Below are 20,940 nucleotides of genomic sequence, written 5' to 3' on the forward strand. Positions count from 1 at the left end.
ACCGCCCTGCCTACTTCAGCAGATCGTTCGCCAGCTCGACGGCCCAGTAGGTGAGCACGGCGTCGGCGCCGGCGCGGACGATGCCGGTGACCGACTCCACGATCGCGGCCTCGCGGTCGATCCAGCCGTTCGCAGCGGCGGCCTCGATCATCGCGTACTCGCCGGACACCTGGTACGCCCAGACCGGCACGTCGGAGATCGCGGCGACGTCCGAGAGCACGTCGAGGTAGGACATCGCCGGCTTCACCATCACGACGTCCGCGCCCTCGGCGAGGTCGAGCGTCGCCTCGCGCAGCCCCTCGCGGCGGTTCGCCGGGTCCTGCTGGTAGGTGCGGCGGTCGCCCTCGAGCGTCGACTGCACGGCCTCGCGGAAGGGGCCGTAGAAGCTGGAGGCGTACTTCGCGGAGTAGGCGAGGATCGCGGTGTCGAGGTGGCCGGCGCCGTCGAGGGCCGCGCGGATCGCGCCGACCTGGCCGTCCATCATCCCGGAGAGCCCGAGCAGGTGTGATCCGGCCTCGGCCTGCGCGAGCGCCATCTGCTCGTAGCGGAGCAGCGTCGCGTCGTTGTCGACCCGGCCGTGCGCGTCGAGCACGCCGCAGTGCCCGTGGTCGGTGAACTCGTCGAGGCAGAGATCGGTCTGCACGACGAGCGCGTCGCCGACCTCCTCGACGACGACCCGCGTGGCGGCGTTGAGCACGCCGTCGGGGTCGGTCGCTCCGGAGCCCACCGCGTCGCGGGTGGTCGGCACGCCGAACAGCATGACGCCGCCGAGCCCCGCCTCGGCCGCCTCGGTCACCGCACGGCGGACGCTGTCCAGCGAGTGGTGCGACACCCCCGGCATCGAGCCGATCGGCTGAGGTTCCGTGATGCCCTCGGCGACGAAGAGCGGGAGGACGAGCTGGGCGGGGTGGACGCGCGTCTCCCGCACGAGCCGGCGCAGGGCCGGGGTCGTGCGGAGGCGCCGCGGGCGGATCGCGGTCATGCCTCCAGCCTAAGCCGGGCTCGCGTCGCGCCCCCTGACCGTCGACATCCACTCCTCCACAGGATCGTCTCGTCGTCCTTCCTGCACAGATCACCGACGAGCGCCCGCACCCGAGGCGGTGTTCCGCCACCGTCGACACCATGGACGGAGTCGGCTCTCTCCTCGCCTCGGGCGGCGGGTTCGCTCCCGCGAGCGCCTTTCGCGCCGCCGGCGTGGACCGGTCCGCGGTCGAGCGCGCCCTGTCGACGGGCGAGATCGTCCGCGTGCGGCGCGGCTGGTACGCGATGGCAGGAGCGCCCGAGGCCGAACTGGCCGCCGTGCGTGCGGGCGGAGTCCTCACGTGCGTCTCTCTGCTGCACGCTCTCGGGCTCTGGACCACCGAGCGGCCAGGCCTGCACATCGCGCTCGGCGACTCCTTCGTCCATACCCTGCGTCCGGGGGCGGTCGGCCACTGGCGGCGATGGCCGGGTCAGGGCCGGCGCTCGTTCTCGCAGGACGGGATCGGTGCGGCGGTCCTGAATCTCATCACCTGCATCGGTGAGGACGACGCCGTCGTGACGATCGACTCGGCTCTCAACCTGAGCCTGCTCGCTGAGGACGACCTGCCGACGCTCCGCGCGCTCGCTCCGGCGGGGAAGCGGGAGGTCTTCGCCCGCGTCGACGGCCGCAGTCAGTCCGGCCTCGAGACGAAGACCCGCTTGAGCATGCGCAGCCGCAACGTGCCGGTCCGCCCGCAGGTCCTCGTCCCGCGTGTCGGCCGTGTGGACGAGGTGATCGGTGAGCGGATGGTCCTCGAGACTGACGGCTACCGCTACCACTCCAGCATCGAGCAGTTCCACGAGGACCGGCGACGCGACCTCGAGCTCGCCCGCCAGGAGTACCTCTGCATCCGGCTCGACAACCACCAGATCATGGACGACTGGCCCCGCACCGAAGCGGCCCTCTTCGAGATGATCCGCCGGAACGAGCACATGTGGACTGCAGCGCAGCGCAGGCGCCGGGCACTCGAACACCGGTGAGCGTCCACCTCGACCAGCGACGGCCGCACAACATCAGCTGAGAAGGGGGTCCCTCCTCTGTCAGCGGAGGCCCACCCGTCTCAGCTGATGTTGTGCGCGAAGAGCGCCGGTCAGCGGGGCGCGCGCTCCGCGGCGACGCCGGCGACGGCCTCGATCAGGGACGAGGCCGAGCGCTCGTCGGCGACGACGTCGACGCGCAGGCCGAAGGCGCGCGCGTCCTTCGCGGTCTGCGGGCCGATCGCGGCGACCAGCGTCGACTCGGGCACCGGGCCGAGCTGCTTCTGCACCTGCTCGGCCACGCTCCCCGAGGTGATCAGGATGGCGTGGACGGCGCCGCTCGCGACATCGGCGACGACGCGGTCCTCGACCTGCACGCCGACGGTGCGGTAGGCGACCACCGAGCGGACGTCGTGGCCGATGCGCTTCAGGCCCTCGGTCAGCAGCGGCTTCGCGATCTCGGAGCGCAGCGTGAGCACCCGGAGCGGGTGCTGCCCGCCGGTCGCCTGCTCCCACTCGGCGAGCAGGCCCTTGGCGGAGTTGTCCTCGGAGGGCACGAGGTCGACGGAGTAGCCGGCGGCCACGAGCGCCGCGGCCGTGGTCTCGCCGACGGCGGCGACCTTCGTCCCCGCGGGCACGGTGGTGCGCAGCAGGGACAGCACGTCGACCGTGGTCGCGCTCGTCACCGTCATCCAGTCGAAGGCGCCGGCCTCGAGGTCGGCCAGGGCCTGCTCGAGCGCCGGGAAGTCGTCGGTCGGCGCGAAGTTGATCATGGGCGCGACGACGGGCGACGCTCCCTTCGCACGGAGGGCACCGGCGACGCCGTCGCCCCACGGACCTCCGCGGGGGACGAGGACACGCCAGCCCTGCAACGGCTTCTCCCACTGGGAGTAGGCGGCGGGCACGATCACGAAGAGGCTCCCAGAGGTGCGAGTTGGGCGGCACCCGCACCGAGAAGCGCGTCAGCGAGCAGAGAGCCGCAACGGAACGCGGCTTCGACGACGGGCAGTTCGCGACCACCATACTGCGAAACCGCCAGGTGTCGAGGTCCGTCGACCGAACCGTTATCGATCGGCTCCGCCACCTCCCGAGAGAGGGACGCCGAGCCGTCCACCGCGAAGACCACGCCGCGCGTCACCACACGGCCGGCCTCGACCGTCGCGCTCGCGCCGATCGGCGCCGCGCAGCCCGCCTCGAGCACGGCGAGCAGCGCCCGCTCGGCGGTGATCGCCGCCCGGGTGGGGGCGTGCTCGACGGCCGCGAGCGCCGCGCGCAGATCGTCGGACGGCTCCTCGTCCCGGACCTCGATCGCCAGCGCACCCTGACCGGGCGCGTGCGGCGAGACGCCGAAGTCGAGCACCTCGGTGACGGCGTCGGTGCGCCCGAGGCGCCGCAGCCCCGACAGGGCGAGCACGATCGCGTCCAGCGGCGACGAGCTCCCGTCGGCCACCCGGCCGAGCCGGGTGTCGATGTTCCCGCGGATGTCCACGATCTCGAGGTCGGGGCGCGCCGCGAGCAGTGCCGCGCGACGCCGCGGAGACCCGGTGCCGACCCGCGCACCGCGGGGCAGCGTCGCGAGGGTCGCGCCGTCGCGGGCGCAGAGCGCGTCGCGCGGATCCTCGCGCTCGGGCACCGCGCCGAGGACGAGGCCCTCGACCGGTGCCGTCGGCAGATCCTTGAGCGAGTGCACGATCGCGTCGCAGCGCCCGGCCAGCAGCGCGTCGCGCAGCGCGCTCACGAAGACCCCGGTGCCGCCGAGGGAGGCGAGCGAGCCGCGCATCCGGTCGCCGTCGGACTCGATGCGCACCAGCTCGACGGGCACGCCGGCGGCCTGCGCCATCCGATCGGCGGTCATCCGGGTCTGCGCCACCGCGAGCGCGCTCGCGCGGGTGCCGACTCGGATGCTCACGGGGCGATGCTCCCCGTCACAGGGCGACCCCGCCCGTCACGGCGCGATCCCCGCCAGCGCCGGCTTGAAGCCCGCGCGCACGTTCTCGCAGCAGCCGGGACGGCAGACGTCGTACCAGGGGCCGAGCGCCGTCATCGACGGACGGTCCTCCACCGGCGTGCCGTTGACCCGCTCCATCACCAGGTCGACGAGACCGGAGACGTAGACCGGGTCGGTGCCCGGCGTCGCCACGCGGACGGCGACGAGGCCGTGCTCCTCCGAAGTCTCGAGCGCCTCGTTGTCGAGGTCCCACATGACCTCCATGTGGTCCGAGACGAAGCCGAGCGGCACGATCACCAGCGCCTTGCGGCCCTTGGCGGGCAGCTCGGCGATCGCGTCGTTGATGTCGGGCTCGAGCCACGGCTGGGTGGGCGGGCCGGAGCGCGACTGGTAGACGAGCTGCCACGGCACGTCCTCCGCGCCGGCGGCCGCCATCACGACCTCCGCGACCGCGAGGTGCTGCGCCTCGTAGGCGCCGCCGTCGCCGAAGTGGTGCACGTCGACGACGGTGCCGTCCTCGTGCCGCTCGTGCGGGCCGCTGCGCGCGGCGTCGGTGGAGGGGATCGAGTGCGTCGCGAAGAGCACCTCGACCTCGGTCGCCACGTCCAGCCCGGGCAGGCGCGAGCGCAGCTCGTCGAGCCCGTCGTGGACGGCCTTCACGAACGGCATGACGAAGCCGGGGTGGTCGAAGAACTGGCGGACCTTGTCGATCCGCAGCTCGCCCTCGAGGCCGGTCGCGTCGAGGGCGGCCGCGAAGTCCTCGCGGTACTGCCGGCAGGAGGAGAAGGAGGAGTAGGCGCTGGTGGCGATGGCGATCAGGTTCGAGAAGCCGCGCTCCTTCGCCTCCGTCACCGCCTCGCTCATGTACGGCGCCCAGTTGCGGTTGCCCCAGAGCACCGGGAGGTCGATGCCGCGGTTCGCGAGCTCGGCCTCGAGGGCGGACTTCAGCGCGCGGTTCTGCGCGTTGATCGGGCTGACGCCGCCGAAGTGGCGGTAGTGGTGGGCGACCTCCTCGAGGCGCTCCTCCGGGATGCCGCGGCCGCGGGTGACGTTGCGCAGGAACGGGATGACGTCGTCCTGGCCCTCGGGGCCGCCGAAGCCGGCGAGCAGGATCGCGTCGTAGGCAACCGGCTCGGTGACGTGCTCGGGGCCGGACGCCGCCGCCGGCGTGGCACCGCGGACGAGGACGCCCTCGGCGACCTCGGGGACGGGTTCGGCGAAGTCGCGCGCCTCGGGGGCGGGGACCGTGCTGCTCATCGGAGGACCTCGGCGATCTGGTCGGCCTCGATGCGCCGACCGGTGTAGAAGGGGACTTCCTCGCGCACGTGGCGGCGGGCCTCGGTGGCTCGCAGATCGCGCATGAGGTCGACCAGGTTGACCAGCTCCTCGTCCTCGAGCGCGAGGATCCACTCGTAGTCGCCGAGCGAGAACGAGGCCACCGTGTTGGTCAGCACGGAGCGGAAGCGCGAGCCCTGACGGCCGTGCTGGGCGAGCATCGTGCGGCGCTCCTCCTCGGGGAGGATGTACCACTCGTAGGAGCGGACGAACGGGTAGACCGTCAGCCAGCGGGCGGGCGCCTTCCCGCGCATGTAGGCGGGGAGGTGATTCGCGCTGAACTCGGCGTCGCGGTGCACGCCCATCGCGTTCCAGGTGGGCAGCAGCGCGCAGAGCATCTCGGTGCGGCGCAGCTCACGGTAGGCGTGCTGCAGCTCCTCGGGCGCGGCTCCGGTGAGCCAGAGCATGATGTCGGCGTCGGCGCGCAGGGCCGAGACGTCGTAGGTGCCGCGCACCGTGACGCCCTCGCCCGCGAGCCGCGCGACGGTGTCCTCGTAGCCGGCGGCCGCCTGGGCGGCCTCGTCGGCGGAGAGGGTGAACGGACGTGAGGGATCCCTGCGGAGAACCGCCCAGAGCGTGTATCCCAGGGCCTGATCGGAGCGATCCTGATCGGCGGGGGGCTGCGGCGCCGGAGCGGCGCTCGTGTCGGGGGCGGACTGAACGGGACCCGCCGTGTCGGCGGTCTGATCGGTCATTGATCCATCATCCCTCCGCTCGTGCGGATGCACAAAAGCGGGAGGGGCTCTGGCGCCGAGGGGTCCGGAGCGCTAGCGATCCGGACCCCTCCGCGCCAGGAGGTGACGCGGGTGCAGTCAGTCCTCGACGACGGCGCGGACGATGCCCCAGACGACGAGGCCGACCGCGGCGGCCGCGCCGGCGGCACCGGCGATCAGGGCCTCGGGGTGGTGCTTGCGCACGACGGAGACCTTGCGCTCGAGCGTCCGCTGGACGTTCCGCACCTTGCGCGGGACGTTCACCTTGTACTCGATCGCGTCGAGCGTCGCGGCGAGCTCGGTGCGCGCGCGCTCGATGTCGGCCTTCAGCTGGCTCGGCTGGAGCTCCGCCGGGTCGACGAAGCGGGGCGTGGTGCTGGATACAGCGCGATCAGTTGTCATAGCTGCCGACTCCCTTGAACGCCTGGACGTCCTTCTTGATGCTCTCGATCGAGTCCTGCGGAACGGGCGGGACGGCCTTCTTGATCGACTTGACGCCGACCAGGATCAGCACGACCGCCACGAGCAGGAAGAACACGGTCACGATCAGCGCCGACAGCCAGGCGGGGAGCCAGGAGGCGATGCCGATGATCGCGAAAGTGACGAGGGTCGCCCACGCGGTGAGGAGGAAGAAGGCCGCGACCGCGAACAGCGCGACCGCGAGTCCGGCGCTCTTCGCCTTCCCGGACAGCTCGTTCTTGAGGGACGCGATCTCGGCCTTGACGAGCTCGATCACGAGACCGGGGAGGTCGCTGACCAGCTCGCCCAGCGATCGGGCGTTCTTCGGATTGCGTTCGTTCACCACGGGGGCTCCTCGGAGGGTGGTCGTGCCGGGCCTCGGCCGAACGGACGGCCCGGAGGGATGAGGACTACGCCTTGCTGGTGGAGGACGACGACGTCGATCCTCCGGAGCCGGCCGCGGCGGCGGCCTCGTCGACCTTCGACGCGGCCGAGCGGGCCGCGGCGGTCGCCTCGGCCGAGGAGGCGCCCTGGGCCTTCTTGCCGCCGGAGACCGCCTTCACCACGACGGTGCGGACGAGCTCGTAGGCCTTGTCCGAGACGGTGCTGAGCTGCGTCTTCGCCGCTCCGCCGACGGCACCCGCGACGTCCTGCACGGGCTGCGTCTGCCAGAACTTGTTCGCCGCCGAGGCGATCTGCTCGTACCGCTTGCGACCGGCACGCGCTCCCAGCACGTAGCCGGCTGCGGCTCCTGCCACGAAAAGAATCTTGCCCTTCACGCCTACTCCTCGTCCTGGGCCGCTCTCGCGGCTCGTTCACGCGGTCGATGACCACTCGTGTCGGGGCACGCCGCAGTCATGCGGGAGCCTCCGACCCAGAGTAGCCGTCGCCGTCATATTCTTCGCGCGGTATGGCGACGCCTTGACGCACCAGTCGGCGGCGGATAAGAGCGGCGGTCTCGGCGGCGTGCGGGAGCACCGAGGCCAGCCCGGTCCCCGCGAGCCAGGTGCCGGTGACGGCGATCCCGGCGACCGGGGCGAGCGCCGCGCGGAAGGCCTCCAGGTGCGCGCGGCGGCCGAGCGCCGCGGCCGGGCGGACGTTCGCCCAGCGCACCCGGGCCGAGTCGACGAGGGTCGCCGGGTCGAGCTCGATCCCCAGCAGGATCGACGCGTCGCGCAGGGCGGTCGCGGCCGCCTCGGCGTCGCTCGCGCCCTCCAGCGGCGGATGCTCGCCCGGGCGCCCGTAGGAGAGGCGGAGGACGTGCCGTCCCGCGGGCAGGCCGGCCGCCAGCCAGGCCCACTTCGCGGTGGCGTGGGTGATCGCCTTCGCCGTGACGTCCCGGGCGGTCGGCGCGACGAGCACGCCGGAGCCGCGCGGGGCGGCGTCCAGGCGGGCGTCGTCCACGACGAGGGTGACCAGCTCGACGGAGTCGTGCAGCACCTCGGCCGCCTCGTCGCGCACGGCGGGGACGATGCCGGCGAGCAGCTCGCGCGCGTCGCGCTCGGGCGTCGCGACGATGACGGCGCGGGCGCTGAGCACCGCGCCGTCGCCGAGGGTGAGCAGGAACGGCTCGCCGTCGCCCTCGAGCCGGGTCACGCCGGTCCGCACCCGGATCTCGCCGGAGAGGTAGTCGATCCGCTCGACGAGCGCGGCGACCAGCCGGTGCATCCCGCCGTCGATCCCGCGGACGGCCACGCCGGCCGGGAGGTTCGCGCGCAGGGCCGCGACCGCGCCCGCCAGGGAGCCCGCCCGGGTGATCGCCCCGTTCAGTCCCGGAGCCGCCGCGTCGACGTCGATGTCCTCGGGGCGGCTGGAGTAGACGCCGGAGACGACGGGCGCCACGAGATCGTCCAGGACCCGCTGCCCCATCCGGGTGCGCACCAGCTCGGCGAGGGAGTGGGCCCGGCCGATCCGCAGCACCGGCATCACGGCGTCGAGCCAGGCGCGCGCAGCGCCGCGGCGGCCGATCGCGCGGACGACGTCGGGTGCGAGCGGGGTGCCGGGGATGCCGAGGATCCCGGCTCGCGGCGAGGGGACGGAGCGCCCGCCCGCGAGGTGCAGCCAGGAGCCGCCGGTCCGCGGCTCGACGATCGACTCGGCGAGCGGCCGGCCGTCGAGGGTGAGCGCGGCGAGCGCCTTCTCGACGTGACCGCCGCGGGTGGCGAAGCTCTCGGCGCCGGCGTCGAGGACGGCTCCGGCGATCTCGAGGGGGGCGACCGAGCCGCCGACCGCGTCGCCCGCCTCGAGCACCACCACGCGCAGGCCGATCCGCAGGCACTCGGCGGCGGCGGCGAGCCCCGCCACTCCCCCGCCGACGACCGCGACGTCGTAGTCGGCGCCGGCCCCGCTGCCGTGCTCCTCGGTGCTGGTCCCCTCGGTGCTGGTCCCCTCGGTCATGGCCGCCAGGCGTGCACGTGCGCGACCAGGCGCGTCAGCACGTCGGGGTCGGTCTCGGGCGGCACGCCGTGGCCGAGGTTGAGCACGTGCGCGGGCGCGCTGGTGCCGCGGCGGAGGACGTCGTCGACGTGCGCGGCCAGCACCTCCCACGGGGCGGAGAGCAGCGCCGGGTCGACGTTGCCCTGCACCGGCACGAAGCCGCCGAGCCGGTGGTTCGCCTCGTCGAGCGGGATGCGGTAGTCGACGCCGACGACGTCCGCGCCGATCCCGTGCATCGCGCCGAGCAGCTCGCCGGTGCCGACGCCGAAGTGCACGATCGGCACGTTCCGGCGGGTCTCGCCGTGATCGTAGGCCAGGTCGCGCACGTGGGTCAGCGCCCGCGAGGAGGCGGGAGCCACGTGCGCCGTGTAGTCGGCGAGGGACAGCGCGCCGGCCCAGGAGTCGAAGAGCTGCGCGGCGCTCGCCCCGGCCAGCACCTGCGCGCGGAGGAAGCGGCCGGTGACCTCGGCGGTCCACTCCATCAGCCGAGCCCAGGCCTCGGGGTCGGCGTGCATCAGGGTGCGGGCGCGGATGTGGTCCTTGGACGGCCCGCCCTCCACGAGGTAGGCCGCGAGGGTGAAGGGGGCGCCGGCGAAGCCGATCAGCGGTGTCCCGCCCTCGCCGATCTCCCGCAGGCCCTCGACCGTGCGGCGGACGCCCTCGCGGATCGGCTCGAGCGTCTCGTCGAGCAGGGCCGGATCGAGCGCGACCAGCTCGTCGACGTCCGCGGCGGTGCGCACCGCCTTCTCGAGAACGGGTCCGCGCCCGGGGACGATGTCGACCGCGACGCCCGCGAGGCGCAGCGGGATGACGATGTCGCTGAAGAAGATCGCCGCGTCCACGCCGTGACGGCGGATCGGCTGCAGGGTGATCTCGCTCGCGAGCGCCGGGTCGAGGCAGGCGTCGAGCATCTGGGTGTCGGTGCGCAGCGCCCGGTACTCGGGCAGGCTGCGACCGGCCTGGCGCATGAACCAGACGGGCGTCGACTCCGGTCGATCGGAGCGGTAGGCCCGCAGGAGGGAGGAGTCGGCCGTGCGCCCGGAGGCGAGCGGGTGCAGCGGATCGAGCAGGCCGGCGATGGGGGAGGTCACCGCGGCATTATTCCAGGCCCCGCTGATCCGGGAGCATTCGTGCAGTCTTCCCCAGGACCGCGGCCGACCCCCGGACGCCCCGGGTAGACTGCCCGGGTGCTTCTGTGTCTGACGGCGTCGCACAAGAACGCCAGCTTCGATCTCCTCGAGAAGCTCTCCGTCGACTCCTCCGCCGTCGCGTCGGCGCTCTCGGACGGGATCGACTTCGTCTCCGGGGCCGTGGTCGTCGCGACCTGCAACCGCTTCGAGGCCTACCTCGACATCGACGAGCCGCTCACCGCCGCGCAGGCCGTGACCGTCGAGGCCGCCACCGCCGCGGTGAGCGCCGCGACCGGCGTCGAGCAGGACGAGCTGCGCAGCTCGGTCACCGTCGTCTCGGGCGACCGCGTCGCCGAGCACCTCTTCGCCGTCTCCAGCGGGCTCGAGTCCGTCGTCGTCGGCGAGGGCGAGATCGCCGGCCAGGTCCGCCGCTCGCTCGAGGAGGCCCGCCGCCTCGGCACCACCTCGTCCGAGCTCGAGCGCCTCTTCCAGCGCGCCTCGCAGACCTCGCGCGGGATCAAGAACCGCACCGGCCTCGGCAGCGCCGGCCGCTCGATCGTGCGACTCGCCCTCGACCTCGCCTCCAGCCGCATCACCGACTGGCGCGCCGCCCGGGTGCTGCTGATCGGCACCGGCAGCTACGCCCGCGCGACCGTCGCCGCGCTGCGCGACCGCGGCGTGCTCGAGATCGCCGTCCACTCCCCCTCCGGCCGTGCCGAGGGCTTCGCGACCCGCCGCGCGCTCCGCCCGATCGACGGCGCCGAGCTCGCGACCGAGGCCGTCGCCGCCGACGTCGTCATCACCTGCACCACCACCCAGGAGCCCGTCCTCGACGCGGCGATCCTCGCGGAGGGACGCCTGCGCGGCTTCTCCCGCGAGCGCCAGCTGGTCATCGACCTCGGCCTCCCCCGCAACGTCGCCGCCGACGTCACCACCGTGACCGGCGTCGAGCTGCTCGACCTCGAGACGATCAGCCTGCACGCCCCGCTCGACGTGCTCGACGCGTCGACCCAGGCGCGCGCCCTGGTCGACAAGGCCGTCCGCAAGTTCTCCGACGTCGCCGACGAGAAGAGCCTCACCCCCGCCGTGGTCGCCCTCCGCGCCCACGTCTTCGACGCGCTCGACGCCGAGATCGAGCGCGCCCGCTCGCGCGGCGACGAGGACGGCCGCACCGAGCAGGCGCTGCGGCACCTCGCCGGCGTGCTGCTGCACACCCCGAGCGTCCGCGCCCGGGACTACGCCCGCGCCGGCGAGCAGGAGGCGTACCTCACCGGCCTCGAGGCGCTGTTCGGCATCGAGGTGCCGGCCGAGCGCACCGCCGCCCGCCCGCTCGAGGCCGGCGGCGCGTCCGCGGCCTCGGCGTGACGGCGCTCCGGCTCCCGTACGAGGCGGAGCCGATCGAGACGGAGCGGCTGCTGCTGCGTCCGCTCTCGCTCGACGACGCCGAGGACCACGCCCGCTACCAGGGCGATCCGGAGGCCGTCCGCTATCTGCGCTGGCCGCTTCGGACCCCCGAGGAGTCGCGCGCGCACCTGGCCGTCCGGCTGCCGTCGGACCGGCTCGCGGCCGACGGCGACGTCGTCGTGCTCGCGATCGTGCCGCGCTCCGGGCCGTTCGCCGGCCGGGTCGTCGGGGATCTCACGCTGATCGCGACCTCGACGGAGCAGGCCGGCGTCGAGATCGGCTGGGTCCTGCACCCGGAGGCGCAGGGTCGGGGCCTCGCGACGGAGGCCGCCCGCGCCCTGATCGACCTGTCGTTCGACCGCCTCGGCGCCCACCGGGTCGTCGCGCAGCTCGACGCGCGCAACACCGCCTCCGCCCGCCTCTGCGAGCGGCTCGGCCTGCGCCTCGAGGCGCACCACCTCGACGACGAGTACTGCAAGGGCGAGTGGACGTCGACCCTCGTCTACGCCCTCCTCGCCCGCGAGCGCTGACGCCCTCCGGGTCTCGATACGCCCCTGCGGGGCTACTCGACCAGCATGATCCTCCGCTGATCGAGTAGCCCGCGGAACGGGCGTATCGAGATCCGAGAAGGGTCAGGCGCCGCGCAGGCCCGTGAAGAGGTGGGTCTCCAGCTGGCCGAGCGGGATGCGCTCCTGCTTCATGGTGTCGCGGTCGCGCACGGTCACCGCGTTGTCCTCGAGCGAGTCGAAGTCGATGGTCACGCAGTAGGGCGTGCCGATCTCGTCCTGGCGGCGGTAGCGGCGGCCGATCGCGCCGGAGTCGTCGAAGTCGACGTTCCAGAGCGCGCGGAGCCGGTCGGCGACCTCTCGGGCGAGCGGCGAGAGCGCCTCGTTGCGCGAGAGCGGCAGCACGGCGACCTTCACCGGCGCGAGGCGCGGGTCGAGGTGCAGCACGGTGCGCGTCTCGACCTTGCCCTTCGCGTTCGGCGGCAGCTCCTGCTCCTCGTAGGCGTCGACGAGGAACGCCATCAGCGCGCGGGTCAGGCCGAAGGACGGCTCGATCACGAACGGCACGAAGCGCTCGTTCTTCGTCTGGTCGAAGAAGGAGAGGTCCTTGCCGGAGTGCTCCATGTGCGTCTTGAGGTCGAAGTCCGTGCGGTTCGCGACCCCCATCAGCTCGCCCCACTCGCCCGACGCGAAGCTGAAGCGGTACTCGATGTCGACGGTGCGCTTGGAGTAGTGGGAGAGCTTGTCCTTCGGGTGCTCGAACTGGCGGATGTTCTCCGGCGAGATCCCGAGGTCGACGAACCAGTCCCAGGCCAGCTGCATCCAGGTCTCCTGCCATTCCTCGTCCGTGCCGGGCTCGACGAAGAACTCGAGCTCCATCTGCTCGAACTCGCGGGTGCGGAAGATGAAGTTGCCGGGGGTGATCTCGTTGCGGAACGCCTTGCCGATCTGGCCGATGCCGAACGGCGGCTTCTTCCGCGCGCTCTGCAGCACGTTGGCGAAGTTGGTGAAGATGCCCTGCGCCGTCTCGGGGCGGAGGTAGTGCAGCCCCGACTCGTCGTCGACGACGCCGAGGTAGGTCTTCATCAGCCCGGAGAACTGCTTGATCTCGGTCCACTGGCCGATCTTGTCGGGGTGCTCCGGGTCCGGGATGTCGGCGAGGCCGTTCTCGGGCGCGTGCCCGTTGACCTCCTCGTACTTCTCGAAGAGGTGGTCGGCGCGGTAGCGCTTGTGCGTGATCAGCGACTCGGTCAGCGGATCGGAGAAGACGCCGACGTGACCGGAGGCGCTCCAGATCGCGGTCGGCAGGATCACGGCCGAGTCGAGGCCGACGACGTCGCCGCGGCCCTGCACGAACGCCTTCCACCACTGGCGCTTGATGTTCTCCTTGAGCTCGACGCCGAGGGGGCCGTAGTCCCAGGCGGAGCGGGTGCCTCCGTAGATCTCGCCCGAGGGGAAGACGAACCCCCGGTGCTGGGCGAGGGTGACGACCTTGTCGAGGGTGGTGGGTTCTGCCACGGGGAGCTCCTAGCTGTTCGGGCGCACGGGGCCCTGGCGCGCGCCGGCTGCGCGCGTCCTTCTGGTGTGCGTCCATGGTAGCCGCGGGCCCCGGCGGCCGACCGCGGGCGGGGTCCGTCCGCGGGCATGATGGCGGGATGAGCAGCCTCCCTCCCCTCATCGTCTCCGCGGTCGCCGTCCTGCGCGAGCGCCGCGTGCTGATGGTGACGGCTCGCGGGCGCGACGTCGTCTACCTCCCCGGCGGCAAGGTCGACCCGGGCGAGACGAGCGCCGAGGCGGCGGCGCGCGAGACGGAGGAGGAGCTCGGCACCGCGCCCACGGCCCTGCGCGAGCTCTTCACCGTCCGCACCCAGGCGCACGGCGAGCCGGAGGGGCGGGAGGTGCACATGACGGTCTTCGCCGCGGAGCTCGCCGGCGAACCGCGCGCGAGCGGCGAGATCGACGCGCTGCACTGGATCACCGGCGCCGATGCGCACCGCTGCCCGCCGGCCGGGGTCGACACGCTCGAGCGGCTGCGCGCCCTGGACCTCGTCGACTGAGCGCGACCTCGTCGACCGACGCCGCTGGCGAAGGGCCCTCGCGCAGGCGGCTAGCCTCGTGGCGTGGAGACGAGACGACGCGCCAGAGACCATCCGACCGGAGGCGACGTTCCGCGCCTGGAAGCGGTCCGGCTGGAGGCGGCTGTGCCGATCCTGAGGATCTTCTCCGTCGCCAAGGCGGGCGAGTTCTACGTCGACTACCTCGGCTTCACGGTCGACTGGGAGCACCGCGCCTCGCGCGACGCACCGCTCTACCTGCAGGTCTCGAGGTCGGGTCTGCGGCTGCACCTCAGCGAGCACCACCGCGACGGGAGCCCCGGAGCGGCGGTGCACGTGGCCCTCCGCGGGGTGCGCGAGCTGCACGCCGAGCTCGACTCGAAGGAGTACCCGTACCTCAACCCACGGATCACGCGATCGCCGTTCGGCTTCGCTCTCGATCTGATCGATCCGTTCGGGAACCAGCTCCGCTTCGCCGAGGCCGCCCCGGACGCCGCTAACGCCTGAGAGTCCGCTGGTCAACCGTTCACCGCCTGTCCACCGCTTTCCGATGCGGGTCCCCTAGCGTGGCCGGGATGGTGACTCGGGGGACGACACGACGACCGGACGAGGTCCGGACGCAGGGCATCCGCCTGCGCGCGCCGCTGCTGTCGACGGCGGCGCCCCTGGCGGTCGGGCTGATCGGCTCGCTCGCGATCCTCGCGGGCTCCCTCGCGGTCGGCTACCTGCCGCTCGACTCGCCGATCCGGAGCTGGCCGCTGATCGCGGCACTGCGCGCCTCCGCCGGCGCCACCGAGCTCGGCGTCGTCGCCGTCGTCGGCGGCGGGATCCTGCTGCTCGTCGCCTGGCTGCGCCTGCGCGCGGTCGCGCTGGACGACCGGCCCGGCTCGGTCCGGGCGATCCTGGTCGCCGCGCTGGCCTGGGCCGCTCCCCTGCTGCTCGCCGTCCCGCTGTTCAGCCGCGACATGTTCTCCTACGTCGCGCAGGGCCGGCTGATGACGGCCGGCGTGAACCCGTACTCCAGCGGGGTCGCCACCCTCCCCGGCTGGTTCGCCCTCGGCGTCGATCCGCGCTGGGCCGACACCCCGACGCCCTACGGCCCGCTCTACCTGCTCGCCGAGCAGACCGCCGTGCACGTCGCCGGCTGGACCTTCCCCGAGCTCTCGATCGCGATGCTCCGCGCGCTGTCCGTCGCCGGGGTTGCGGTCAGCGCCGTCTACGCGCTCCGGCTCGCCCGGCTGCGCGGGCTGTCCGTCCCGCTCACCGCCTGGAGCCTCGTCGCCAACCCGCTCACCCTCGTCCTCTTCGTCGTCGCCGGGCACAACGACTCGGTGATGATCGCGCTGATCCTCGCCTCGCTCTACTACGGGCACACCGACCGCCGGGTGGCGGCGGTGCTGCTGATGGGAGCGGCGATCGCGGTCAAGCCGGTGGCGGTCATCGCGCTGCCGGTGCTCGCGCTGCTCTGGCTCCGCCACGACGCGACGCTGCGCGAGCGGATCCGCGCCTGGGCCTGGAGCGGCGCCGGCGCGCTCGCCGTCGTGGTCGCGATCGGCCTCGCCGCGGGCGTCGGCGTGGGCTGGATCGGCGCGATGATCGTGCCCGGCTCGATCCTGCACTGGTACGCGCCGATGTCCGCGGTCGTCGTCGCGGTCTCCACGGCCGTGCAGATGACCGGCCACGACCCGGCGACGGCGATCGCCGTGGTCAAGATGCTCGCCCTGCTCGCCGCCGGGCTGATCGCCGGCGCACTGATGCTGTCGCGACGGGCGATCGACCCGCTCGCCCGCCTGACCGGCGCGCTGCTGGCCTTCGTCACCGCGTCGACCGCCATCCACCCGTGGTACGCGCTGTGGATCCTGCCGATCGCCGCGCTCTCACGGCCCTGGCGCAGCACCCACCGGCACCTGGCGGTCTACGCCACGGTCTTCCTGATGTGCGTCACGCTCGCCGAGCCGGTCGACGGCGGAGGCGGCGCGGTCGACCAGATCCCGGTCCGCGTCGCCACCATCGCCGCGATCGTCGTCGTCGGCGTCTACGTGCTCGTGAGCTACTCCGACGAGGAGCACGTCGACGCGCGCCGTCTCGTCGGCGCCGTGCCCTTCGGCTCCGAGATCCTGCAGCGCCTCAGCGGCGGCCGCCTCGGCGCCCCGGCACCCCTGCGCATCCCGGCCCGCAAGTAGCCGGCGGCCCTCGCCTTCACATGCTGGTCGAGTAGCCCCGCAGGGGCGTATCGAGACCCACCGTCCTCAGCAGGGCGGGTCTGCAGACTCGACTTCCGACGATGGTGGATCTCGATACGCCCGCTCCGCGGGCTACTCGATCACCATGCACATCATGCTGGTCGAGTAGCCCCGCAGGGGCGTATCGAGACCCGCCGGCCGCAGCAGGGTGGTCAGGTGCCGTCGGTCCGGCGCGCGCGGCGCTCGAGCGCCGCCTGCGCGGCGGCCGCGGCGGTGTCCTTCTCGGTGCCGCCGAGGACGCCCGAGAGCGAGGAGAGCCAGTCGGAGTCGTTGCGCCGGTCGGCCACCGCGTCCGCGAAGAGCGGCAGCTCGCTCCGGGTCGCGTGGATCGCGTAGTCCTCGCGGCTGTAGTCGGAAGTCTCGGCGTCCGGCGTCGCGGCGTCGTCGCCGCGGTCGTCCTGAGTCATGGTGCCCTCTCAGCGGCCCGGTCCGTTCCGAGCACCCCGTCAGGCTAGCCCTGTTCAGGGGGTGTCGGCATCCCCGTCGGCACCGTGCGGCAGCGGCCGCCAGACCACGAGCTCGGTCCGCCGCTGCGCGCGCGTGCCGTGCCGGAGGGTGACGACGTCGCCCTCGAGACCCGCGGCGAAGACCCGGCGGCCGGGGCGGTTGAGCAGCTCGTCGGCCAGCGCGGACTCCAGCTCGCGCACGCGCTGCGACAGCGAGAGCACCTGGTTCTCGAGCTGGAGGATGCGCGCGATGCCCTCGAGCGAGACGCCCTCGGAGGAGAGCCGGGCGACCTCGCGCAGCTGCACGACGTCGCGCATCGAGTAGCGGCGGGACTTGCCGGCCGTCCGGGTCGGCCGCACGAGGCCCAGCCGGTCGTACTGCCGCAGGGTCTGGGGGTGCATGCCGGCGAGGTCGGCGGCGACCGCGATCGCGAACACCGGGGTGCTCTCGTCCACGTCTCCTCCTCTCCGGCCGGCCCGGACGGGCCGGACCGCCCTCGTGCCGATGCCGCGCTAGTAGCGGGCCTTCTCCAGGATGTCGTCCCGCGGGTTGTCCGACGGCTCGGCTGCCGCGTAGGCCTCGAGGGCGTCGCGCGCCGCGCCGGACAGGTGGTCGGGCACCGCGACCTGGATCTCGGCGAGCAGGTCGCCCGTGCCCTTGCCGGTCGCGACGCCGCGGCCCTTGACCCGCAGCACGCGGCCGCTCGGGGTGCCGGGCGCGACGCGGAGCTTGACCGGGTCGCCGCCGAGGGTCGGCACCTCGATCGTCGCGCCGAAGACGGCCTCGACGAAGGTGACGGGGACGGTGACGCGCAGGTTCAGGCCGTCGCGCTCGAAGACCGGATGCTTGCGCACCGCGACGGTGAGCACGAGATCCCCGGGCTCGCCGCCGTCGGGGCTCGGGCGGCCCTTGCCGCGGACGCGGATCTTCTGCTGGTCGGCGACCCCGGCCGGGATCCGGACCGAGAGCGCGCGGCCCTCGCCGGTCTGCAGCTGCACGGTGTCGCCCTGGGTCGCGGTGCGGAAGTCGATGGTGGTGCTGGCGGTGACGTCGGCGCCCTTCTGCGGGCCGCCGAAGCCGCGGAATCCGCCGCTGGGCTGGCCGAAGCGGCCGCCGCCCGCGTTGCCGAACATGCCGCCGAGGATGTCCTCGAAGCCGGCGGGCGGACCCTGCTGGGTGCTGTACGAGGTGCGGCCGCCGCCACCCTGGTTGAAGACGTTGCCGAAGACGTCGTCGAAGCCGCCGGGCTGGCCGCCGGCCGTGAAGCGGGCGCCGGAGCCCATGGCGCGGATCTGGTCGTACTCCTTGCGGTGCTCGGCGTCGGAGAGGACGGTGTACGCCTCGCTGATCTCCTTGAAGCGCGCCTCGGCCTTCGCGTCCCCCGGGTTGGAGTCGGGGTGGAACTGCCGGGCGAGCTTGCGGTAGGTCTTCTTCAGGTCCGCCGCGGAGACGTCCTTCGAGACACCGAGGATCTTGTAGAAGTCCTTGTCGAACCAATCCTGGCTGGCCATGCGCCTCTTTCTTCTCGGTAGTGCGGCCTGTGCCGTCCTGCGGCCCGGGTCGTCGTGGGGCCCGGTGCCGTCGTGCGGCGTGCGTCGTGGTGCGCGGCCCCCGCCGCCCGGCAGGGGCCGCCCGTGCTCGGGACGGCCCCTGCTCGGGAGCGGAGGCTCCGCAGTGGTGCGGGAGGCGGGTCAGTCGGCGGGGACCGCGACGACCACCTTGGCGGCGCGCAGCAGCGAGCCGCCGAGGTAGTAGCCCGACTCGACGACGTCCGCGACCGTGGAGGTCTCGGCGCCGGGAGTGGGCTGCTGGAAGATCGCCTCGTGGATGTTCGGGTCGAACAGGTCGCCCACGGCGCCCGTCTTCACCAGCCCGAGCTTCTCGATGCCGCCGCGCAGCTTCTGCGCGATGGCGGTGAACGGGCCGCCCTCGGCGAGGTCGCCGTGCTTCTCGGCGCGGTCGATGTCGTCGAGCACGGGGAGGATGACCTTCACCGCGTCGCCGATCGCCCGCTCCTTGTCGACCTGGCGGTTCGACTCCGTGCGCTTGCGGTAGTTCGCGTACTCCGCGGTGACCCGCTGGAGGTCGGCGAGGTGCTCGGCCGCGAGCGTCTCGGCGTCGGACTGACCGGAGAGGAACGAGAGGTCGGCGTCGGAGAGCGTCGTCTCGACGTCGGGACCCTCGGCCTCGATCAGGCCCTCGGTGTCCTGGGCGGACTCGGCCGCCTCGGCTCCGCTGGTCGGCTCGTCCTCGGGCACGCCGTTGTCCGGCTCCTGGTTGTGCTTCCCCATCGCTACTTCGTGTCCTTCGGCTCGTCCTCGTCGATGACCTCGGCGTCGACGATGTCCTCGTCGTCCTTCTTCTCGTCCTCGGCCGGCGCGTCCTGCGGGGCGCTCTGCGCGGCCTGGTCCTGCGAGTAGATGGCCTGGCCGATCTTGGTCTGCGAGGCGTTGAGGGCGTCGAACGCGGTCTTGACGGCCGCGTCGTCGTCGCCGGCGAGCGCGGTCTTCAGCGCGTCGACGTCGCCCTGGACCTCGGTCTTGACGTCCTCGGGCAGCTTGTCCTCGTTCTCCTTGATCAGCTTGTCGATCGAGTAGGCGAGGGTCTCGGCGTTGTTGCGGACCTCGGCGGCCTCGCGGCGGGCCTTGTCCTCGGAGGCGTGCTCCTCGGCCTCGCGCACCATGCGGTCGATGTCGTCCTTGGGCAGCGACGAGCCGCCGGTGATCGTCATCGACTGCTCCTTGCCGGTGCCCTTGTCCTTGGCGGACACGTGCACGATGCCGTTCGCGTCGATGTCGAAGGTGACCTCGACCTGCGGGATGCCGCGCGGCGCCGGCGCGATGCCGGTCAGCTCGAAGGTGCCCAGGTTCTTGTTGTCGCGGGTGAACTCGCGCTCGCCCTGGAAGACCTGGATCGCGACGGACGGCTGGTTGTCGTCGGCCGTGGTGAAGGTCTCGGAGCGCTTGGTCGGGATGGCCGTGTTGCGCTCGATGAGCTTGGTCATGATCCCTCCCTTGGTCTCGATGCCGAGCGAGAGCGGGGTGACGTCGATGAGCAGGACGTCCTTGCGCTCGCCCTTGAGGACGCCGGCCTGCAGGGCGGCGCCGACGGCGACGACCTCGTCCGGGTTGACGCCCTTGTTGGGCTCCTTGCCGCCGGTGAGCTTCTTGACCAGCTCGGCCACGGCCGGCATGCGGGTCGAGCCGCCGACGAGCACGACGTGCGCGATGTCGTCGACCTTGACACCGGCCTCCGCGATGACGTCGGTGAACGGCTTGCGGGTGCGCTCGATCAGGTCGTTCGTGAGCTCCTCGAACTTGGCGCGGGTGAGCGTCTCGTCGAGGTTCGCGGGGCCGTTCTCGGTGAGCGAGAGGTACGGCAGCTGGATGCTGGTCGAGGTGCTCGAGGAGAGCTCCTTCTTGGCCTGCTCCGCCGCCTCCTTGAGGCGCTGGCGCGCGATCTTGTCCTTCGAGACGTCGACGCCGGTCGAGTCCTTGAAGCGCTTGACCAGGTAGTCGACGACGCGCTGGTCCCAGTCGTCGCCGCCGAGGCGGTTGTCACCCGAGGTCGCGCGGACCTGGATGGTGGAGAAGTCGTCGTCCTTGCCCACCTCGAGGAGGGAGACGTCGAAGGTTCCGCCACCGAGGTCGAAGACGAGGATGAGCTCGTCCTCCTTGCCCTTGTCGAGGCCGTAGGCGAGCGCCGCGGCGGTCGGCTCGTTGATGATGCGGAGCACGTTCAGGCCGGCGATCTCGCCGGCGTCCTTCGTGGCCTGGCGCTCGGCGTCGTTGAAGTAGGCCGGGACGGTGATGACCGCGTCGGTCACCTTCTCGCCCAGGTACTGCTCGGCGTCGCGCTTGAGCTTGCCGAGGATGCGCGCCGAGATCTCCTGCGGCGTGTACTTCTTGTCCTCGACGGCGAAGGTCCAGTCGGTGCCCATGTGGCGCTTGACGGAGGCGAGGGTGCGGTCGACGTTCGTCACGGCCTGGCGCTTCGCGGTCTCACCGACGAGCACCTCGCCGTCCTTGGTGAACGCGACGACGGACGGGGTGGTGCGGAAGCCCTCGGCGTTGGCGATGACGGTGGGCTCGCCACCTTCGAGGACGGCCACGACCGAGTTGGTGGTTCCCAGGTCGATGCCTACGGCACGGGACATATGCGTGTTTCTCCTTCGCGGGCGGCCGTCGGGCCGCCCCTCACTGGTGGATCTTCTGCGGGAAAGTCGTTCGCGGGAGTTGAGCCCCGCACGCTCAAGTTTACGCATGGG

The 20,940-nt window shown here is 72.7% G+C and carries 22 protein-coding genes; 6 read left to right on the forward strand and 16 right to left on the reverse strand.

Going from position 1 to position 20,940, the window contains the following annotated elements; all coding sequences use genetic code 11:
• Positions 1 to 10: 10 nt before the first annotated feature.
• A complete protein-coding gene (hemB, locus tag MT351_RS00725) occupies positions 11 to 982 on the reverse strand; it encodes a porphobilinogen synthase (protein ID WP_123444876.1) in 972 nt (323 codons plus the stop codon).
• 140 nt (positions 983 to 1,122) lie between these two features.
• Here hemB and MT351_RS00730 point away from each other — a divergent pair, with 140 nt between their 5' ends.
• The gene (locus tag MT351_RS00730) at positions 1,123 to 2,001 is read left to right on the forward strand and encodes a type IV toxin-antitoxin system AbiEi family antitoxin domain-containing protein (RefSeq protein WP_243581001.1); all 879 of its coding nucleotides are present in this window, start codon (positions 1,123 to 1,125) and stop codon (positions 1,999 to 2,001) included.
• Positions 2,002 to 2,111: 110 nt separating this feature from the next.
• Here the strand turns inward: MT351_RS00730 and MT351_RS00735 are convergent, their stop codons facing one another.
• The 9 genes from MT351_RS00735 to hemE all read right to left on the reverse strand — a co-directional run bounded on the left by MT351_RS00735 (position 2,112) and on the right by hemE (position 9,980).
• Positions 2,112 to 2,906: a uroporphyrinogen-III synthase gene (locus MT351_RS00735; protein ID WP_132435642.1), complete on the reverse strand. Its 795-nt coding sequence runs from the start codon at positions 2,904 to 2,906 to the stop codon at positions 2,112 to 2,114.
• Positions 2,906 to 3,853 (reverse strand): hydroxymethylbilane synthase, encoded by a 948-nt coding sequence (gene hemC / locus MT351_RS00740; RefSeq protein ID WP_243581134.1) that lies wholly within the window; start codon positions 3,851 to 3,853, stop codon positions 2,906 to 2,908. Before hemC ends, MT351_RS00735 begins: the two co-directional genes overlap by 1 nt.
• A gap of 90 nt (positions 3,854 to 3,943) precedes the next feature.
• On the reverse strand, positions 3,944 to 5,203 hold the full coding sequence (locus tag MT351_RS00745) for a ferrochelatase (protein WP_243581002.1): 1,260 nt from the start codon (positions 5,201 to 5,203) through the stop codon (positions 3,944 to 3,946).
• Positions 5,200 to 5,976: a hydrogen peroxide-dependent heme synthase gene (hemQ, locus tag MT351_RS00750; RefSeq protein WP_243581003.1), complete on the reverse strand. Its 777-nt coding sequence runs from the start codon at positions 5,974 to 5,976 to the stop codon at positions 5,200 to 5,202. Before hemQ ends, MT351_RS00745 begins: the two co-directional genes overlap by 4 nt.
• A gap of 117 nt (positions 5,977 to 6,093) precedes the next feature.
• The gene (locus tag MT351_RS00755) at positions 6,094 to 6,396 is read right to left on the reverse strand and encodes a DUF3618 domain-containing protein (RefSeq protein ID WP_123444872.1); all 303 of its coding nucleotides are present in this window, start codon (positions 6,394 to 6,396) and stop codon (positions 6,094 to 6,096) included.
• A complete protein-coding gene (locus MT351_RS00760; RefSeq protein ID WP_123733381.1) occupies positions 6,386 to 6,799 on the reverse strand; it encodes a phage holin family protein in 414 nt (137 codons plus the stop codon). Before MT351_RS00760 ends, MT351_RS00755 begins: the two co-directional genes overlap by 11 nt.
• Positions 6,800 to 6,863: 64 nt before the next feature.
• Entirely contained in the window at positions 6,864 to 7,211 is a 348-nt protein-coding gene (locus tag MT351_RS00765; protein WP_185020476.1) for a YtxH domain-containing protein, read from the reverse strand.
• 97 nt (positions 7,212 to 7,308) lie between these two features.
• Positions 7,309 to 8,850 carry an NAD(P)/FAD-dependent oxidoreductase gene (locus tag MT351_RS00770; protein ID WP_243581004.1) on the reverse strand — a complete coding sequence of 514 codons (1,542 nt, stop codon included), beginning with the start codon at positions 8,848 to 8,850 and terminating at the stop codon, positions 7,309 to 7,311.
• Positions 8,847 to 9,980, reverse strand: a complete 1,134-nt coding sequence (gene hemE / locus MT351_RS00775; RefSeq protein WP_243581005.1) for a uroporphyrinogen decarboxylase — start codon at positions 9,978 to 9,980, stop codon at positions 8,847 to 8,849. Before hemE ends, MT351_RS00770 begins: the two co-directional genes overlap by 4 nt.
• A 96-nt stretch (positions 9,981 to 10,076) precedes the next feature.
• Between hemE and MT351_RS00780 the strand changes: the two genes are divergently transcribed.
• Together MT351_RS00780 and MT351_RS00785 are read left to right on the forward strand one after the other, a co-directional pair.
• Positions 10,077 to 11,384: a glutamyl-tRNA reductase gene (locus MT351_RS00780; protein WP_243581006.1), complete on the forward strand. Its 1,308-nt coding sequence runs from the start codon at positions 10,077 to 10,079 to the stop codon at positions 11,382 to 11,384.
• On the forward strand, positions 11,381 to 11,953 hold the full coding sequence (locus tag MT351_RS00785; protein WP_243581007.1) for a GNAT family N-acetyltransferase: 573 nt from the start codon (positions 11,381 to 11,383) through the stop codon (positions 11,951 to 11,953). The genes MT351_RS00780 and MT351_RS00785 overlap by 4 nt, the downstream gene beginning before the upstream one ends.
• A gap of 102 nt (positions 11,954 to 12,055) precedes the next feature.
• Here the strand turns inward: MT351_RS00785 and MT351_RS00790 are convergent, their stop codons facing one another.
• Positions 12,056 to 13,447 (reverse strand): glycine--tRNA ligase, encoded by a 1,392-nt coding sequence (locus MT351_RS00790; protein ID WP_243581008.1) that lies wholly within the window; start codon positions 13,445 to 13,447, stop codon positions 12,056 to 12,058.
• Positions 13,448 to 13,584: 137 nt separating this feature from the next.
• On the opposite strand from MT351_RS00790, the gene MT351_RS00795 reads away from it, so the two are divergent.
• From MT351_RS00795 to mptB, 3 genes are all read left to right on the forward strand, one after another.
• Positions 13,585 to 13,986 carry an NUDIX domain-containing protein gene (locus MT351_RS00795; protein WP_123701781.1) on the forward strand — a complete coding sequence of 134 codons (402 nt, stop codon included), beginning with the start codon at positions 13,585 to 13,587 and terminating at the stop codon, positions 13,984 to 13,986.
• A 63-nt stretch (positions 13,987 to 14,049) separates the two neighbouring features.
• Positions 14,050 to 14,490, forward strand: a complete 441-nt coding sequence (locus MT351_RS00800; protein WP_260300714.1) for a glyoxalase superfamily protein — start codon at positions 14,050 to 14,052, stop codon at positions 14,488 to 14,490.
• A 68-nt stretch (positions 14,491 to 14,558) separates the two neighbouring features.
• Complete coding sequence (gene mptB / locus MT351_RS00805; protein ID WP_132434838.1) at positions 14,559 to 16,166, forward strand: polyprenol phosphomannose-dependent alpha 1,6 mannosyltransferase MptB; 1,608 nt, start codon at positions 14,559 to 14,561, stop codon at positions 16,164 to 16,166.
• A 212-nt stretch (positions 16,167 to 16,378) separates the two neighbouring features.
• Here mptB and MT351_RS00810 read toward each other — a convergent pair whose 3' ends face one another.
• The 5 genes from MT351_RS00810 to dnaK all read right to left on the reverse strand — a co-directional run bounded on the left by MT351_RS00810 (position 16,379) and on the right by dnaK (position 20,829).
• Positions 16,379 to 16,633, reverse strand: coding sequence for a hypothetical protein (locus MT351_RS00810; RefSeq protein WP_123734888.1), 255 nt, complete (start codon positions 16,631 to 16,633; stop codon positions 16,379 to 16,381).
• A gap of 54 nt (positions 16,634 to 16,687) precedes the next feature.
• Positions 16,688 to 17,128, reverse strand: a complete 441-nt coding sequence (locus MT351_RS00815; protein ID WP_132434840.1) for a heat shock protein transcriptional repressor HspR — start codon at positions 17,126 to 17,128, stop codon at positions 16,688 to 16,690.
• Between the two features lie 57 nt (positions 17,129 to 17,185).
• Positions 17,186 to 18,184, reverse strand: coding sequence for a DnaJ C-terminal domain-containing protein (locus MT351_RS00820; protein WP_123444863.1), 999 nt, complete (start codon positions 18,182 to 18,184; stop codon positions 17,186 to 17,188).
• A gap of 180 nt (positions 18,185 to 18,364) precedes the next feature.
• Entirely contained in the window at positions 18,365 to 18,964 is a 600-nt protein-coding gene (locus tag MT351_RS00825) for a nucleotide exchange factor GrpE (RefSeq protein ID WP_123444862.1), read from the reverse strand.
• Positions 18,965 to 18,966: 2 nt separating this feature from the next.
• On the reverse strand, positions 18,967 to 20,829 hold the full coding sequence (dnaK, locus tag MT351_RS00830; protein WP_123444861.1) for a molecular chaperone DnaK: 1,863 nt from the start codon (positions 20,827 to 20,829) through the stop codon (positions 18,967 to 18,969).
• Positions 20,830 to 20,940: the final 111 nt, after the last annotated feature.

This window comes from Rathayibacter sp. VKM Ac-2926 (assembly GCF_022815565.1).
Taxonomy (GTDB): Bacteria; Actinomycetota; Actinomycetes; order Actinomycetales; family Microbacteriaceae; genus Rathayibacter; species Rathayibacter festucae.

Bases quoted from the DNA above. Each gene is read 5' to 3' on its own strand.
- MT351_RS00810 (WP_123734888.1), bottom strand. From the start codon at position 16,633: ATGACTCAGGACGACCGCGGCGACGACGCCGCGACGCCGGACGCCGAG.
- MT351_RS00755 (WP_123444872.1), bottom strand. From the start codon at position 6,396: ATGACAACTGATCGCGCTGTATCCAGCACCACGCCCCGCTTCGTCGAC.
- MT351_RS00730 (WP_243581001.1), top strand. From the start codon at position 1,123: ATGGACGGAGTCGGCTCTCTCCTCGCCTCGGGCGGCGGGTTCGCTCCC.
- hemQ (WP_243581003.1), bottom strand. From the start codon at position 5,976: ATGACCGATCAGACCGCCGACACGGCGGGTCCCGTTCAGTCCGCCCCC.
- dnaK (WP_123444861.1), bottom strand. From the start codon at position 20,829: ATGTCCCGTGCCGTAGGCATCGACCTGGGAACCACCAACTCGGTCGTG.
- MT351_RS00825 (WP_123444862.1), bottom strand. From the start codon at position 18,964: ATGGGGAAGCACAACCAGGAGCCGGACAACGGCGTGCCCGAGGACGAG.
- mptB (WP_132434838.1), top strand. From the start codon at position 14,559: ATGGTGACTCGGGGGACGACACGACGACCGGACGAGGTCCGGACGCAG.
- hemB (WP_123444876.1), bottom strand. From the start codon at position 982: ATGACCGCGATCCGCCCGCGGCGCCTCCGCACGACCCCGGCCCTGCGC.
- MT351_RS00745 (WP_243581002.1), bottom strand. From the start codon at position 5,203: ATGAGCAGCACGGTCCCCGCCCCCGAGGCGCGCGACTTCGCCGAACCC.
- MT351_RS00795 (WP_123701781.1), top strand. From the start codon at position 13,585: ATGAGCAGCCTCCCTCCCCTCATCGTCTCCGCGGTCGCCGTCCTGCGC.
- hemC (WP_243581134.1), bottom strand. From the start codon at position 3,853: ATGACCGCCGATCGGATGGCGCAGGCCGCCGGCGTGCCCGTCGAGCTG.
- MT351_RS00770 (WP_243581004.1), bottom strand. From the start codon at position 8,850: ATGACCGAGGGGACCAGCACCGAGGGGACCAGCACCGAGGAGCACGGC.
- MT351_RS00820 (WP_123444863.1), bottom strand. From the start codon at position 18,184: ATGGCCAGCCAGGATTGGTTCGACAAGGACTTCTACAAGATCCTCGGT.